Below are 15,086 nucleotides of genomic sequence, written 5' to 3'. Positions count from 1 at the left end.
ACCCGACCATCGCCCGACCGACCCCGCGAGAGGCCCGACGCCATGCGACCCCGAACCTTGACCGCCCTCCTCCTCGCGACCCTGATCGCCCCGGCGTCCCCGACGGCCCGCGCGGAGGATGGCGCCAAGATCACGTTCGAGGGGGAGGTCTCGACGATCTTCCGCAACCGTTGCGGCTCCTGCCACAACCCGGACAAGGCCCGGGGCGGCCTGAACCTGGAGACCTTCGGCGGGACGATGCAGGGCGGCGGCTCCGGCGCGGTGATCGAGCCGGGCGACCCGGACAACAGCTCGCTCCTCCTCCTGGTCCTCCACGAGGAAGAGCCCGCGATGCCCCCCAACTCCGGCAAGATCCCCGACGCCGAGATCGAGGTGATCCGCAAGTGGATCGAGGGGGGCGCGCTGGAGAGCGCCGGCAGCAAGGTCGCGGCCAAGGCCAAGCCGAAGATGGAGCTGAAGCTCGACCCCGACGCCCTGGGCAAGCCGGCCGGCGAGCCCGCCATGCCGGTCGACCTGACGACCGAGCCGTTCATCGCCGACGCCGACCCCGGCGCGGTGGTCGCGCTCGCGGCGAGCCCCTGGGCCCCGCTGGTGGCCGTCGGCGGCCACAAGCAGGTCCTGCTCTACCGCACGACCGACGCCCACCTGATGGGCGTGCTCCCCTTCCCCGAGGGGACCATCCACTGCCTGAAGTTCAGCCGGGGGGGCGACCTCCTGCTGGTCGGCGGCGGTCGCGGCGGTCAGTCGGGGATCGCCGTCGGCTTCGACGTGAAGACGGGCGAGCGCGTCTTCGAGGTCGGCCGCGAGTACGACTCGGTCCTCGCCGCCGACGTCAGCGCCGACCAGTCCAAGGTGGCCCTCGGCGGGCCCGGCCGGATGGTCCGCGTCTACAACACGGCCGACGGCTCCCCGCTCTACGAGATCAAGAAGCACACCGACTGGATCACCGCCCTGGAGTTCAGCCCCGACGGCGTCCTGCTCGCCACCGGCGACCGCTCCAACGGCCTGTACGTCTGGGAGGCCGAGACGGGCCGCGAATACCTGGAGCTTCGCGGCCACGCGACCGCCGTCACCGACGTCTCCTGGCGGGCCGACTCGAACGTCCTGGCGTCTTCCAGCGAGGACGGCACGGTCAAGCTCTGGGAGATGAACGAGGGGAAGGCCATCAAGAACATCGCCGCGCACGCCCCCGGCGCGGCGTCGGTCGAGTTCGCCAAGGACGGCCGGCTGGCCACCGCCGGTCGGGACCGGGTCGTCCGGATGTGGGACGCCAACGGCAACAAGCAGGTGGACTTCGAGCCCTTCGCCGACATCGCCCTGGACGTCTCCCTGACGCACGACGGCGCCGCCGTGGTCGCCTCCGACTGGTCCGGCGCCGTGGCCCTCCGCGACGCCAAGGACGGCCGCCTCCTGGCGAACCTGGCCCCGAACCCCGCCCCGATCGCCGTCCGGCTCGACCAGGCTCGGCAGCAACAGGCCGCCTCGGCCGCGGAGGCCGAGTCTCACGCCGCTCAGCTCCCTCCGCTCCAGGCCGCCGCGACGGCCGCCGCCGAGGCCCAAGCCCAGGCCCAGGCCGCGCTGACCGCCGCCGAGCAGGAATCCGCCAGGCTGGCCGCCGCCGCGACCGAGCGCGAGGCCGCCGCCACCGCCCACGCGGCCGCGTCCCAGGACGCGACCGCGACCGCCCAGGCCGCCGACCGGATCGCGGCGAACGCCCGCGAGGAGCAGGCCGCCGCCGAGAAGGCGGTCGTCGACGCCGAGGCGGCCGAGCAGGCCGCGGTCGCCGCGCTGGAGGGATCGAAGGCCGCCGTCGAGAAGGTGCTGGCGGACAAGACGGGCTTCGACGCCGGGCTCGCCGCCGCGGCCGAGGCGCTGAAGGCCGCCGCCGACCCCGACGCGACGACCAAGGCGTCCGACGAGCTGATCCAGCAGGCCCAGAAGGCGACCGAGCTGGTCCAGGCCCTGTCCGCCGCGGCGACGGCCCGTTCGGCGGCCGCGACGGCGGTGAAGCAGGCAACCGCCGCGAAGGCCGCCGCGCCGGCGGCCGTCCCGCCCGCCCAGGTGAAGGCCAAGGCCGCCGCGCTGGGCGTCGCCGCCGCGACCGAGGCCGTCAAGCAGGCCGAGGCCGGGAAGGCCGAGGCCGACAAGGCGCTGGCCGATGCCCGCGCCGCCGCCCAGCAGGCCGCGGCCGTCGCCGCCGACCTCAAGGCGAAGCTCGACCAGGCCGTCGCCGCGAAGGACGCCGCCGACAAGGCCCTCGCCGAGAAAACCGGGCTCGCCGAGGCGGCGAAGGCGAAGGTCGAGGCCCTCAAGACGGAGATCGAACTCCTCTCCGTCGAGAAGGACCGCACGCCCCCCGCCACGCCGCCGGGGCTGGCCTCCGTGAAGGATTGACGCCGGGGCGCCCTCTCATTGCGACGAGGGAGCCCAGGAGTAATGCCCCTACAAGCCCCGGCACCGTCCTCGGGGAGGGCCCCTCGTGGGTTCCCTCCCCGCCGGGCATCGCCATCAACACGCCACCCCGGCGCCATCCCCTGGCATGGCGCGCCCGGCCCCGCTACATTCGACGGCGGTCGTGCGGTGGATTGTCCGGGCGCGTGAGCTCGCGGCCGGGAGGCGGCGAAGATCGAGGTGAGGAATGGCGGAAGTCCTGATCCCCGCCACGGTGATCGGCAGTTGGTCGTTCCCCGGCTGGTATGAGAAATTCATCCTGGACGTCCGGGAGCATCCCGACCTCTATGGCCCCGTCGACCGGGAGGAGGCCGTCCGCGACGCCGTCCGCCTGGCCGTCGACGACCAGCTCCGCGCGGGCCTGGACCGGGTCACCGACGGCGAGATGCAGCGCGTCGATTTCAACCTCGGCTTCTACGAGTACCTGGGAGGCCTGGAGCCCCTGCGCGTGGCGCGGCGATGGGGCGCGCCGGCCCACGATCAGCGCGACCGCTATCGCTGCGTCGCCCCCCTGACCGCCCCCGAGGGCCTGGGGGTCGTCACGGAATACCATCGCCTGCGAGAGTATGTCCCGGTCCCGGTCAAGACGCCGGTGCCCGGCCCGTTCACGCTGGCCGGCTGCATCAACGGCGGCGAAGTCTACCGCGACCGCGCGGCCGTCACCGGGGCCCTGATCCCGATCGTGAACGCCGAGCTGCGGGCGCTCGCGGCGGCCGGAGTGGACTTCATCCAGCTCGACGAGCCCAGCTTCGCCTGCCATCCCGACTCCGCGGACGACTTCCTCGACGTCATCGCCCGGACGGTGGAGGGAGTCAACGCTTACATCAGCATGCACATGTGCTTCGGCAATTACCGGGCTCGGGCGGTGGGGAGGCGGTCGTACCGGCCGCTCTTTCCGCACATCGGCCGCGCCAAGGTGAACCAGCTCGCGCTGGAGTTCGCCAGCCGGGAGATGGCCGAGATCGAGCTGCTCCGGGAGCTGCCGGAGGGCATGGACGTGGCCGTGGGGCTGGTGGACGTGAAGAACACCTGGGTAGAGCCGGCGGAGTTGGTCGCGGATCGGCTTCGCGAGGTCCTGCGTCACGTCGCGCCGGGGCGCGTCTCCGTCACGCCCGACTGCGGGTTCTCGCAGACGGCTCGGCATATCGCGGTCGCCAAGGCCCGGACGCTCGCCGAGGGCGCCGCCATCGTCCGGGACGAGATCGGCGGGGCCTGAACCGCCCGGGAGGGTCGCCATGATCGAGCCCGTCCTGAGCGGGGCCGCGCTGGTCCGGGAGATCGAGCAAGATCCGCCGCCGGACGCCGGCGCGGTCGTCTGGTGGACCGGCCAGAGCGGGTTCCTGATCCGCTCGGCCGGGGGGCTGCTGGGGGTCGACCTCTACCTGTCCGAGCACCTGACGCACAAGTATGAGAAGACGAACAGGCCCCACGTCCGCATGACCCGCGCCCCGTTGCGCGGGGGGGACCTGGCGACGGTCGACCTGCTCCTGGCGAGCCACAAGCACTCCGACCATCTCGACCCCGGGACGGTCCCCGACCTGCTTGCGGCGTCCACCTCGGCGAAGCTCGTCTTCCCGGAGGCGATCCGCGCGCACGCGCTGGGGATGGGGCTGGACGAGTCGCGGCTGATCGGGATCGACGCCGGGGGCGAGGTCCGGGGCGCGGGGGCGAGGGTCCGCGCGATCCCCTCGGCGCACGAGGAGTTCGACCGGGACGCGGCGGGGCGGCACCCCTACCTCGGCTTCATCATCGAGGTCGGCGGGCTGAGGATGTACCACAGCGGCGACTCGCTGGCTTATGAGGGGCTGGCCGAGGCCCTGGCCGCCGAGCGTTTCGACGTCCTCTTCCTGCCGATCAACGGCCGCGACCCGTCGCGCGGCGTCCCCGGCAACATGGGCGCGGCGGAGGCCGTCGAGCTGGCGGCGCGGGTCCGCCCGCGGTTCGTCGTCCCGCATCACTATGACATGTTCACCTTCAACACCGTCCCGATCCGGGAGTTCGAGGACCAGGCGCGTCGCCTGCCCGCCGAGGTGGAGCCGAGGGTGTTGAAGTGCGGCGAGCGCTGGGAGATCAGGCCGTGAGCGTCACCATCGGGATCGACGTCGGGACGTCCGGGACGAAGACGCTGGCGATCGACGAGACCGGGAAGATCCTGGCCTCGGCGTCGTCGGAATATCCCTGTTCGCACCCGAGGCCGGGGTGGTCGGAGCAGGACCCGGAACTCTGGTGGACGGCGACGAAGGAGACGCTGCGGTCGGTGCTATCCTCCGGCGCGTTCCGGCCGGAAGACGTGGCGGGGTTGGGGCTGTCCGGCCAGATGCACGGCTCGGTCTTCCTGGACGCCGACGGCCGCGTCGTCCGCCCCGCCCTGCTCTGGAACGACCAGCGCACCGCCGCGGAGTGCGCCGAGATCGAGGAGCGCGCCGGCGGGCTGGAGGCCCTCATCGGCATGGTCGCGAACCGGGCCCTCACCGGCTTCACGGCCCCCAAGCTCCTATGGGTCCGCCGCCACGAGCCGGCGAACTGGGACCGGGTCCGCCAGGTCCTCCTGCCGAAGGACTACATCCGGTATCGCCTGACGGGGACCTATGCGACCGAGGTGAGCGACGCATCCGGGACGCTGCTGCTGGACGTCGCCAACCGTCGATGGAGCCGCGAGCTGCTGGGCAAGCTTGACCTCGACCCCGCTTTGCTGCCGGCGTGTCACGAGAGCCCCGAGGTCTCGGCCGCGATCTCGGCCATCGGCTCGGAGGCGACGGGGCTGCCGGTGGGGGTGAAGGTGGTCGGCGGCGGCGGCGACCAGCCGGCGGGGGCGGTCGGCAACGGGATCGTGCGGCAGGGGGTCGTGTCGGCCACGATGGGCACGTCGGGCGTCGTCTTCGCCCACGCCGAACACCTGGGCTTCGACCCGGCGGGCCGGCTCCAGCGCGGATGCGCGTCGGTCCCGGGGGAGTACCACGTCATGGGCGTGGTCCTCTCGGCCGGCGGGAGCCTCCAGTGGTTCCGCAACGAGCTGGGCAAGGCCGAGGTCGCCCTGGCGAGGGAGCAGCGGGTCGACCCCTATCAGATCCTGACGGCGGAGGCCGCGCTGGCGGGCCCGGGGGCCGAGGGGCTGTTCTTCCTCCCGTATCTCACCGGCGAGCGCTCGCCGCACTTCGACCCGGACGCCAAGGGGGGCTGGATCGGCCTGACCGTCCGGCACGGCCGCCCGCACATGATCCGCGCCGTGATGGAAGGGGCGACGTTCGCGATGCGCGACAGCCTGGAGCCGATCCGCGAGATGGGCGTGGAGATCGAGCAGATCCGCGTCTCCGGCGGCGGCGCCCGCAACGCGCTGTGGCGGCAGATCCAGGCGGACATCTACGGCACGGACGTCCACGTCATCAACGCGAGCGAAGGACCCGCCTTCGGCGTGGCGCTGCTGGCGCTCGTCGGGACGGGCGCCTACGCGACGGTCCCAGAGGCCTGCGACGCCACCATCAAGACCGTCGACAGCACGGCCGTCGACCCCAGGGCCAGGGCTTATTACGATCGGGCCTACAAGGTGTATCGGGACCTCTACCGGAACCTCAAGGGGAGCTTCCGCGAGATCGGCGAACTGGTCGCCCGGGGGATGTGAACCCGAGCGGCCCGACCCCTGAAAGCCCCGTCCTGGAGCCGTCGCTTGGCCCGCAAGCCCCGCCCGCAGCCCGAACGCCCCCCCGAGACGCCGATCGTCGCGCCCCCCCCCGCCGCCACGCCCCCGCGCCGAGCCTTCTGGAGCGGCGTGGCGGTCGCGGCGATTTTGGGCGTCCACCTGGCTCTGGCGGAGCGCAGCCTGTTCTCCGAGAACGCCACCGTCGACGAGGCGGCGCACCTGCCGGCCGGGGTGACCTACTGGGACAAGCATACGTTCCGGCTGTACCACCACAACCCGCCGCTCGTGAAGATGGTCGCGGCGCTGCCGGTCTGGCTGGCGGGGCCGGTGCTGGAGCCGCTGTACCAGCGCCGGGCGTGGACCCAGCCCGAGCCGGCGCAGTTGAACTTCTCGCAGGACTTCGCCTACGCGAACGCCGACCGCTACTTCGAGCTGTTTGACCTGGCTCGGATGGTCATGCCCCTGTTCTCGATCCTGGGGGGGCTGGTCGTCTTCGCCTGGTCGGCCCGGCTGTACGGCGCGACGGGCGGCCTGCTTAGCCTGGCCCTCTGGTCGTTCTGCCCGAACGTCCTGGCGCACGGCCGGCTGGTGACGTCCGACCTGGGCTCGACGGCCATCGGCGCGGGGGCGACGTTCCTGTTCTGGCTCTACCTGCGCCGGCCGTCCTGGGGTCGGGCGGCGATCGCCGGCGTGGCCCTCGGCCTGGCGCAGCTCAGCAAGTTCAGCATGTTGCTGCTGTACTTCGTATGGCCCTTCCTGTGGGTCGTCCGGCTGGCGCTCGTGCCAGGCGTGGAGCGGTGGACGAGGCGGGTCGGCCGGGGGCTCGGCCACGCGGCGCTGGTGGTCGCGCTGAGCATCCTGACGATCGACGTCGGGTACTTCTTCGAAGGCGTCGGCCGGCCGCTGGGGAGCTTCGAGTTCGCGAGTTCGAGCCTGACGAAGCCGCCGCCGGGGGGCGTGCGCGCGGCGCCGGCCTCGGACAACCCGCTGTTCCGCATGCACTGGCCATTCGCGGAGAACCGCTTCCGCGGCACGTTCCTGGAGCGGCTCCCCAGCCCCCTGCCCGAGCATTACCTCCTCGGCTTCGACGAGCAGAAGCTGGAGGCCGACGGCATCCCGCTGCGCTTCCAACGCGCGTATCAAAGCCTGTCCGCGGGCGACGTGGAGGGCGCCCGGCGCGAGGCCGCGTCGCGCGACCGCTCCGTCGGGGGCTACCTCGTCTACCTCAACGGCGAGCTGCGGCCGTCGGGCTGGTGGTATTACTACCTGGCGACGCTCGCCTACAAGGTCCCCGAGGGGACGCTGCTGATCCTCGCGGCGTCGCTGGCGCTGGTGGCGTTCGGGCGGAGAACGCGCGAGGCGTGGTCGGACGAGATCGCCCTATGGGTCGTGCCGACGGTCGTCCTGTTCGCCATGTCCTTCCTGACGGACATCAACCTGGGCTTGCGCTACATCCTGGCGGTGTTCCCCTATCTGTTCGTGCAGGCGGGGAAGCTCGTCCCGTGGGCCGAGGCGCGGAGCGGCCGGGCGCGGACGGTCGCGCGGGCGGGGCTCGTCGCCTGCGTGGCGCTGACGGTCGCGGCGACGGCCCGGATCCACCCGCACTACCTGGCGTACTTCAACGCCGTCTCGGGCGGGCCGGACCGGACGCCGCCTCGGCTGATCGACAGCAACCTGGACTGGGGCCAAGACCTCGTCAACCTGCGCGAGTGGTGCCGCGCGAACATCCCGGACGAGCCGATCGGGCTGGCGTACTTCGGGCAGATCAACCCCAGCATCTTCACCCTGCGCGGCGACCGCTTCGACTGGTTCCTGCCGCCGCCGCGGCCGGGGAGGCTCGAGCGGATGGACGCCCGCGCGGCCAACCCGATGCAGCTGGCCCGCCTGACGGGGCCGGCCCCCGAGTTGAAGCCCGGCTGGTACGCCGTGAGCGCGACGCTCGTCCACGGCCTCAAGTGGCGGTTCTACGACCCGACGCCGCATTACCAGGAAGTCTGGGCCCCCGCGTGGGCGTCCGAGGCCGACGTCTACGGCTACTTCCGGATGTTCGAGCCGAGGCATCGCATCGGCCATTCGATCTATCTCTATCACCTGACGGCCGAGGACGTCGCCCGCGCCGCCGAAGCCTTCGAGACCCCGGCGGCGAGGCCCGGCACGTAGCCGGGAGGCGTGGTCACGCCTTCGGCTTCTCGGCCACCGCCCAGACGACGGACGACCAGTAGGTCGGCGAGTCGAACCCAAGCAGCCTCAGGCGGAACGCCTCCAGCTTGCGCGTCACGGCGCTGAAGGCCCGGTAGCCCCGCCCCATCAGGCTGACCGGGGCGGGCCAGGGGTCGCGCAGGTCGGTGAGCTTGAGGCCGTGGCAGAAGAACAGCTCGGCCAGCGAGGTGTGCGTGAAGGCGATCTCGTGGGTGATGTCGGCGTAGATGGCCCGGGTCGCGTGCGGGCTGTCGGCGTTGGGGACGCTGACGATCAGCCTGCCGCCGGGCGCCAGCCGGGCGACCACGGACTCCAGCAGGGGGAACAGCTCCTCGCGGGTGAAGTGCTCCAGGATGTCGAGCATGGCGATCATGCCGAACGACCGCGACGCCTCCTCGCCGGCGAAGAAGTCGGCGGCGGTGGAGCATCGCGCGTCCAGGCCCAGGGATTTCGCGACCTCGACCTGCGCCCGGTCCAGGTCGATCCCGACGGCGTCGGTGTAGCCGCGCTCGCGGAGGAAGTAGAGGAGCTGGCCGCTGGCGCAGCCGATGTCCAGGATCGGCGTCGATCGGTCCTCGGGGAGCCACCCGCGCGTGTACCAGTCGTAGTAGCGGACGCGCTGGTCGTGCTTCTGCTTGGCGAAACCGGGCTTATCGTATCCGTGCCATTCGGCCTGACGTTGGTAGAATGCTTCTCGGTAGGGGTTCATGGTTGTGAGACCGTGCTCCGTTCTTCCGTGGCCGTCGAGACCTTCTCCATCGAAGGGAGACATCGTCGCCTGTGCGATCCGCCCCCGTCAATCCACCCGTCGGGCGTCGCGGGGCGGGGGACTCGTCGGGAGGTTTGGGATGGGGATTCCATGAACACGGTCGTGGTCGGATACGGCATGGCGGGGCGCGAGCTGCATTGCCCCCTGATACGTCGGCAGTCGGGCTTGAAGCTGCGCGGCGTCGTCGCGCGAAAGCCGGAGGTCCGCGCCCGCGCCGAGGCCGAGCAGGGCGTGGCGACGTACGCCAGCCTGGATGACTCCCTGGCGGATCCGGCCGTCGAACTGGTCGTGCTCGCCACGCCGCACGACGTCCACGCCGACCAGGCCGCGCGGGCCCTGGAGGCCGGCCGGCATTGCGTCGTGGACAAGGTGATGGCGCTCACCTCCGCCGACGCCGACCGGATGATCGAGGCGCGCGACCGGTCCGGCCGGATGCTCTCGGTCTTCCACAATCGGCGCTGGGACTGGGACTTCGCCACGATCCGCAAGCTCTTCGCCGACGGGACGATTGGCCGCCCGTTGCTGATCGAGAGCGCGGTCTGCCGGTTCAAGGCCCCGCAAGGCTGGCGAGGCGAGCTGGGGGCGTCGGGGACGATCCTCCACGACTGGGGCGCGCACATGGTCGACCACGCGCTCCAACTGGGCCTGGGCCCCTGCCGGCGGGTGACGGCCTGGCTGTTCGAAAGCCCCTGGGAGGGCGTGGACATCGGCGGCCACGGCCGGATGATCCTGGAGTTCGACGGAACCGTCTTCCAGGCGGAGACCAGCCGAATCTGCCGCATCGACCGCCCGCGATGGTGGGTCGTCGGCTCGCGAGGGGGCTACGTCAAGCATGGCGTCGACCCGCAGGAGGACGCCCTGCGCGGCGGGGACATCGACGCGGCCGACGAGGCCGAGAGCCAGCAAGGCATGCTCTCCACGGCCGTCGACGCCGACCCCGCGTCGAAGGACCCCGAGACCTTCCGACGTCGCGTCCCCTCCGTCCGCTCGCACTGGGACGGCTACTACGCGAACGTCGCCGCGCACCTGGCGACGGGCGAGCCCCTGGCCGTGACCGCCGAGCAGGCCCGCGACGTCGTGCGGATCCTGGAGGCGGCCTTGCGATCGTCACGCGAGAACCGCACGATCGAGGGGCCCTGGGGTTGAGATGATTTTCGGGCCGGTGGCCGGAGGTTTTCGCGTTGGTGATCCATTGCCCGTCGTGCCGGCACCCGATCCGGATCGTGGACCTCATGCCCGGTCGGTTCGCGCCGACGTGCCCGAGTTGCCGCAAGGCGTTCTCGCTGCGCATCCCGGAAGGGGACGCCGTGGAGCCGATCGTCGAACCGGCGGCCGGCGGGCGGGCCGAGGCCTCGGCGCCGTCGCTGGAGGCGATCCCGACGACGCTCGACGCCGACGCGCCCGAGCCCGGCTACAGCCGCCTCCCGCGCGGGACGCCTCGGCTGCTGGGGGGCTGCCTGGTCCTCAAGCTGCTCGGGCACGGTCCCCGGGGAAAGTCGCTGCTGGCGAGGCCGCTGTCGCTGGCGGGGCGGGTGGTGCTCAAGGTCATCTCGGCCGATCGCGGCCGCGACGCCGTCTTCGTCGAGCGGTTTCTGCGTGAAGCCCTGGCGACGGCCCAGCTCGACAGCCCGCACCTGATCCCCATCGTCGCCCTGGGCCGCGACAGGTCCAGCGTCTACACCGCGGTGGAGTACGTCCCGGGCGCGTCGCTGGCCGAGGAACTGGCCCGCCGTGGCAAGATCGACCCGCGCGCGGCCGCCGCGTGGATACTCCAGGCGGCGCGCGGGCTGGCCGAGGCCCACGCCCAGGGGATCTGGCACCGCGACGTGAAGCCCGAGAACCTTCGCCTCACCCCCGACGGCCTGGTCGTCGTGGACGACCTCGGCCTGGAGACGACGCCGTCGCTGGCCGCCGCGGAGAACGCGCGCGAGCGAGCGTCCTCCAAGGGCCCGCGCGGCAAGGGGAGGACCGCGGCCGAGGACGCGCCCGCCACCGCCGCCCCCCCCATCCGCCGCGCCGCGGTGGGGTCGCCGGCCTACATGGCGCCCGAGCAGGCCCGCGACGCCCTGATCATCGACGGCCGCGCCGACGTCTACGCGCTGGGATGCACGTTCCACCACCTCGTCACCGGCCGGCCGCCGTCCGCCGGCGCCACGGCCGCCGAGATGATCGAGGGCCGCCAGGACGAGGAACTCGTCCCCCCGCGCGAGTTCGTCCCCGACATCCCCCCCGCCCTGAATGACGCCATCGTGACGATGACCCGGCGCGCGCCCGAGGAGCGTTACCCGAGCATGAACGTCGTGATCGACGTGCTCGAAGGGGCGCTCGGACAGCGACGGGCGCGGGCGACGGCCGACGAGGAGGCATACCGCGCGGCGATCGTCGAGGCCGCGACGATCCTCCGCGACGCCCCCGCCGCGCGGCTGCGGAGCCGGATCCTCCTGGCGGTCGGCGGGGCGTGGCTCGCGCTCTTGCTGCTCCTGCTGGCGATGAGGGCGTTCCGGCCGATGGTGGTCGTGGGGGGCTTCGGCCTGCTGACGGCCTCCGCGCTGGCCGCGGCGTCGAGGTCGCTCCGGCCGTCCGGGCTCGTCGCCCTGCTCCGGGAGCTGTTCCTGGGCCACGGCGTCCGGTCGTGGATCGTCGGCGGGATCGTCTCGCTCGTCCTGCTGGGGATGGCCGTGTACGGCGGGTTCCTCGGCTCGATCATCTTCCTGGGGATCTGCGTCGGCGCGCTGATCGCGGGGTTCCATTACTACGTCGAGCGCCCGTACCTGGCCGATCGCGACGCCGCCGTGGAGACGGTCCGCGAGCCGCTGCGGCGGCTCCGGCGCGCGGGACTGGACGAGCGCGGGCTGCGGGACGCGTTGATCCTCGCGGCGGGGCCGGGCTGGGAGGCGCTGTTCGCCGCCGTCTTCGGAGAGCGCGCCCTCGCGGCCGAGCGGCTCCGGGCGCTCGACGACCCGACGGCCCCGTCGGCCGAGAGTCGACGGTGGTGGTCCGGGAGGCTGGAGCGGCTGCTCTCGGGCCTGGTCCAGATGAGGCGAGACGCCCGACTCCGCCGGCTGTTCCAGGAGGTCGAGGAGGCGCGCTTCGAGGCCGAGGGGCTCAACCTGATGACCGCGAGGCGGCTCTCCTGGCGGGTCTCCCGCGCCCTGATCGCCGCCGCGGCGGAGTGGCGCGACGAGCAGGCCGCGCTCCGGGGCGGCCGACGCGCCCCGGGGTCTTCCGGGCCGACGATCACCCAGCAGCTCCGCGACGCCATCGAGGACCCCGAGCGCGTCATCCAGGGACGCCACGACGGCCCGGGGCCGATGGCGCAACGGCTCGAAGCGCTGACGGGGCGAGTGTTCGGACGCCTGCCGCGGCTCATCCTCGGCGGGCTCCTGCTGGCCGTCCTTGGCTACTGGATGCACAGCCACGAGGTCGTCACGGCCGACCAGGTCGCGGAGGCCGCCGTCCAGATCAGCCGCGCCGCGAGGGCCGCCGCCGAGAACGCCGACCCGGACGCCCTGCGCGACGTGCGCGTGGACATCGCCGTCGATCCCGCCCAGGTCGCGCGGCCGCTCGGCGACGAATGGGTCCCCGGCCCGTTCCGGGCGATCCCCGCCGCGAACGTCGGCGCGGCCGGGCTGCTCCTGCTCGTCTCGCTCGCGTTCCGGTCGATGGGCGTCGGCCTGGCCGCCTACCTGGCCGCGCTCGTCGCGCTCTTCGGCCCGGCGCTCGGCCTGTCCTTCACGTGGCTCGCCCCCCGACTCTCGGAGCCCACGCAGGCGATGATCGCCGGGGCCGTCGTCCTGGCGCTAGGCGTCCTGCTCGGCCGACGGTGATCGACGCCGCCACCCCGCCCATCCCAGCGCTCCCAGCGCCAGGGCCGTCCCCCCGGCGCTGAGGCCCGCGAAGGTCGTCAGGTTCGTCGGCCGATAGGTGAACGTCACACGATGTGTCCCCGCGCCCGGCAGGTCGGCCGCCTGGCGGCCGCCCGCGTTGGCGACCGCACCGGTCGCGGCCGTCGCGCCGTCCAGCTCGGCCCGATAGGTCCATCCGGGGTAATATGTGCGATTGACGACCAGTCGGCACGGCCCGTCATGCTCGACGACAGCCGTCCGGCCGTCCCAGGAGAGCACGCCGGAGCGGACGACCGCCCCGCCGGTTTCCGCGGAGGGGGAGACCGTCGCGGAAGGACCGACTTCGGCGAATCGGTAGAGTCGCCACCTCGATCGCGGCGGAGACCCCGGAGGCCGGGAGGCGATCCGATCGAGCGTGGGGTCCGGGCCCTCGGCGACGAGGACGGCGCCGGGCGCGTCGATCGGCACGTCCCAGACCCCGTGGGTCACGCCGAATCGGCGCCGGTCGTCGCCCGATTGTCCGTACGCCAGCCGCATACCGGCCTCGCGGCCGTTGAGGCGTTCGAGGCGGTCATTCGGCGGCAGGGGCGGGAAGCCCGTGTAGGGGAAGCTCACCGCCGCGCCGAAGCGCAGCGGGATGTCGCTGAGCATCCCCGCCACCTTGCCCACGTCGGGCTCCTCGGCCAGCTTCAAAAGGATCGGGCTGGACTCGGGCACGGCCGCCGCCCATCCCCAATCGGTCGTCGAGGTGTAGTAGAGGACGCCCAGCTCGCAGGCGGTCGCCGCCAGGAGCACGGCCGCCGGCAACCTGCCGCGCAGCCAGGCCGCGGCCAGGACGACCGACGCCAGCCAGACGCTCGCCGCGACGCCCAGCCGGATCAGCAGGCGGTCGCCCCCCAGTTCGCGGACGTGGTCCGGCCGCCAAGACCACGAGGCGGCCCAGGCCATCCCCCCCGCCGCGAAGGCGATCGCCAGCCCCAGCGCGACCCAGGCCAACGGCCTACCGCGGGCGCGATCAAGCCCCTTCCCGGCCAGCAGCGCCAGGCCGAGGCTGGTCACCGCCAGGAACCGGCCGGGGGCCCGGAACAGCCCCAGTCCCGGGATCGAGGTGACCCACCGGAACGCCGGGAGGGAGACCGCCGGCAGGATCGCCAGGAGGAACGTCGCCAGCGCGACCGCGATCCAAAACCGCGACCCCGCGTCGGGCTTCGACAGCAGGCCGACGAACGCCAGGATCAGCGGGATCGTGCCGACGTACAGGCAGGCCTCGTAGCCCGTGGTCCCCTGGGAATACCAGTAGCCCGCCTCCGGCCCGCCGGGGATGCCGCGCAGCCAGCCGGGGACCACCAGTTCCGCCCAGTGCGCGGGGGGGAAGCCGTAGAAGGCCAGCTCCAGGAACGGCCGGTCGTCGTGACCGACGAACCGCGCCAGCTCCCACGCCGGCCCGAGCTGGATGGCCGCGATCGCGCCCCCCCACGCCAGCCCCAGCAGCACCAAAGGCAGCCGACGCGCCAGGCGCGGCGACTCGACGACCATCCACGAGGCCGACGCGACCACCAGCCCGGCCGTCCACGATTGCGCCTGGAAATGCCCGACCGTCAACTGGACCCCGAACGCCAGCCCTAGCGCCGCGACCCACCCCAAGCCCCCCCCGGCCATGATCCGCCCCGCCGCCAGCAGGCAGAGCGGCAGATACGCCAGCGCGTGATAGGCCCACTCGTGGCTGGAATGGATCGACTGGAACCCGCAGAACGTGAAGCTGAGCGCCGCCAGCCCAGCGCCGGGCGGCGAGAGGCCCAGGGAGCGGCCGTAGGCGAACGTCCCCCCGGCCATCAATAAATAGTGCGCGAGCATCGACAGCCGGTAGGCGATCGGCACGGGGAGCGCGCGATAGAGGAGCTGGTTCGGCGGGTAGAACGCCGCCGCGTGGCTCTCGGCGGCGAACGGGTAGCCCAGGCCGAGGCGGTCCGACCAGAACGGCGAGGCCCCCTCGGCCATGGTCCGGGCCAGCTCGGCCTTGATCGGCCGGTACATCCGGTCCGGGTCGCCCCCCACCGGCTCGATCCCGACCAGGAGCCCGGCCAGGACGGCCGCCGTCAACGCCAGGGGCCAACCGGCGGGGCCGACGCGGGCGAGGGATGCGAGCGGCTTCATGCGCGCCTCGGGTCGGCGGCGGTCGTCGGCG

The 15,086-nt window shown here is 72.8% G+C and carries 9 protein-coding genes; 7 read left to right on the top strand and 2 right to left on the bottom strand.

The features are described from left to right. The first annotated feature begins 42 nt into the window (after nucleotides 1–42). The 5 genes from WG209_RS01430 (at nucleotide 43) to WG209_RS01410 (ending at nucleotide 8,248) form a co-directional block, all read left to right on the top strand. A complete protein-coding gene (locus WG209_RS01430) occupies nucleotides 43–2,394 on the top strand; it encodes a c-type cytochrome domain-containing protein (RefSeq protein WP_337173204.1) in 2,352 nt (783 codons plus the stop codon). A gap of 244 nt (nucleotides 2,395–2,638) precedes the next feature. Next, nucleotides 2,639–3,667 carry a cobalamin-independent methionine synthase II family protein gene (locus WG209_RS01425; protein WP_337173203.1) on the top strand — a complete coding sequence of 343 codons (1,029 nt, stop codon included), beginning with the start codon at nucleotides 2,639–2,641 and terminating at the stop codon, nucleotides 3,665–3,667. Nucleotides 3,668–3,686: 19 nt separating this feature from the next. Beyond that, complete coding sequence (locus WG209_RS01420) at nucleotides 3,687–4,532, top strand: MBL fold metallo-hydrolase (RefSeq protein WP_337173202.1); 846 nt, start codon at nucleotides 3,687–3,689, stop codon at nucleotides 4,530–4,532. Next, the gene (gene xylB / locus WG209_RS01415) at nucleotides 4,529–6,070 is read left to right on the top strand and encodes a xylulokinase (protein WP_337173201.1); all 1,542 of its coding nucleotides are present in this window, start codon (nucleotides 4,529–4,531) and stop codon (nucleotides 6,068–6,070) included. The genes WG209_RS01420 and xylB overlap by 4 nt, the downstream gene beginning before the upstream one ends. 45 nt (nucleotides 6,071–6,115) lie before the next feature. After that, a complete protein-coding gene (locus tag WG209_RS01410) occupies nucleotides 6,116–8,248 on the top strand; it encodes a glycosyltransferase family 39 protein (RefSeq protein WP_337173200.1) in 2,133 nt (710 codons plus the stop codon). Nucleotides 8,249–8,261: 13 nt separating this feature from the next. Here WG209_RS01410 and WG209_RS01405 read toward each other — a convergent pair whose 3' ends face one another. Next, on the bottom strand, nucleotides 8,262–8,996 hold the full coding sequence (locus WG209_RS01405; protein ID WP_337173199.1) for a class I SAM-dependent methyltransferase: 735 nt from the start codon (nucleotides 8,994–8,996) through the stop codon (nucleotides 8,262–8,264). A 150-nt stretch (nucleotides 8,997–9,146) separates the two neighbouring features. On the opposite strand from WG209_RS01405, the gene WG209_RS01400 reads away from it, so the two are divergent. Together WG209_RS01400 and WG209_RS01395 are read left to right on the top strand one after the other, a co-directional pair. Beyond that, a complete protein-coding gene (locus tag WG209_RS01400; protein ID WP_337173198.1) occupies nucleotides 9,147–10,202 on the top strand; it encodes a Gfo/Idh/MocA family oxidoreductase in 1,056 nt (351 codons plus the stop codon). A 38-nt stretch (nucleotides 10,203–10,240) separates the two neighbouring features. Then, nucleotides 10,241–12,883, top strand: a complete 2,643-nt coding sequence (locus tag WG209_RS01395; protein WP_337173240.1) for a protein kinase — start codon at nucleotides 10,241–10,243, stop codon at nucleotides 12,881–12,883. Here the strand turns inward: WG209_RS01395 and WG209_RS01390 are convergent. Further along, nucleotides 12,857–15,055, bottom strand: a complete 2,199-nt coding sequence (locus WG209_RS01390) for a hypothetical protein (protein ID WP_337173197.1) — start codon at nucleotides 15,053–15,055, stop codon at nucleotides 12,857–12,859. The two genes, WG209_RS01395 and WG209_RS01390, sit on opposite strands and share 27 nt — an antisense overlap. Nucleotides 15,056–15,086 lie beyond the last annotated feature (31 nt).

The sequence above is a fragment of the Paludisphaera sp. genome (assembly GCF_037189885.1).
Taxonomy (GTDB): Bacteria; Planctomycetota; Planctomycetia; order Isosphaerales; family Isosphaeraceae; genus Paludisphaera.
This window is presented reverse-complemented; position numbering and strand designations above follow the sequence as displayed.

Excerpts from the sequence above, each read along its gene's own strand:
- WG209_RS01420 (WP_337173202.1), top strand. The coding sequence starts at position 3,687 with ATGATCGAGCCCGTCCTGAGCGGGGCCGCGCTGGTCCGGGAGATCGAG.
- WG209_RS01430 (WP_337173204.1), top strand. The coding sequence starts at position 43 with ATGCGACCCCGAACCTTGACCGCCCTCCTCCTCGCGACCCTGATCGCC.
- WG209_RS01425 (WP_337173203.1), top strand. The coding sequence starts at position 2,639 with ATGGCGGAAGTCCTGATCCCCGCCACGGTGATCGGCAGTTGGTCGTTC.
- WG209_RS01390 (WP_337173197.1), bottom strand. The coding sequence starts at position 15,055 with ATGAAGCCGCTCGCATCCCTCGCCCGCGTCGGCCCCGCCGGTTGGCCC.
- WG209_RS01400 (WP_337173198.1), top strand. The coding sequence starts at position 9,147 with ATGAACACGGTCGTGGTCGGATACGGCATGGCGGGGCGCGAGCTGCAT.
- WG209_RS01405 (WP_337173199.1), bottom strand. The coding sequence starts at position 8,996 with ATGAACCCCTACCGAGAAGCATTCTACCAACGTCAGGCCGAATGGCAC.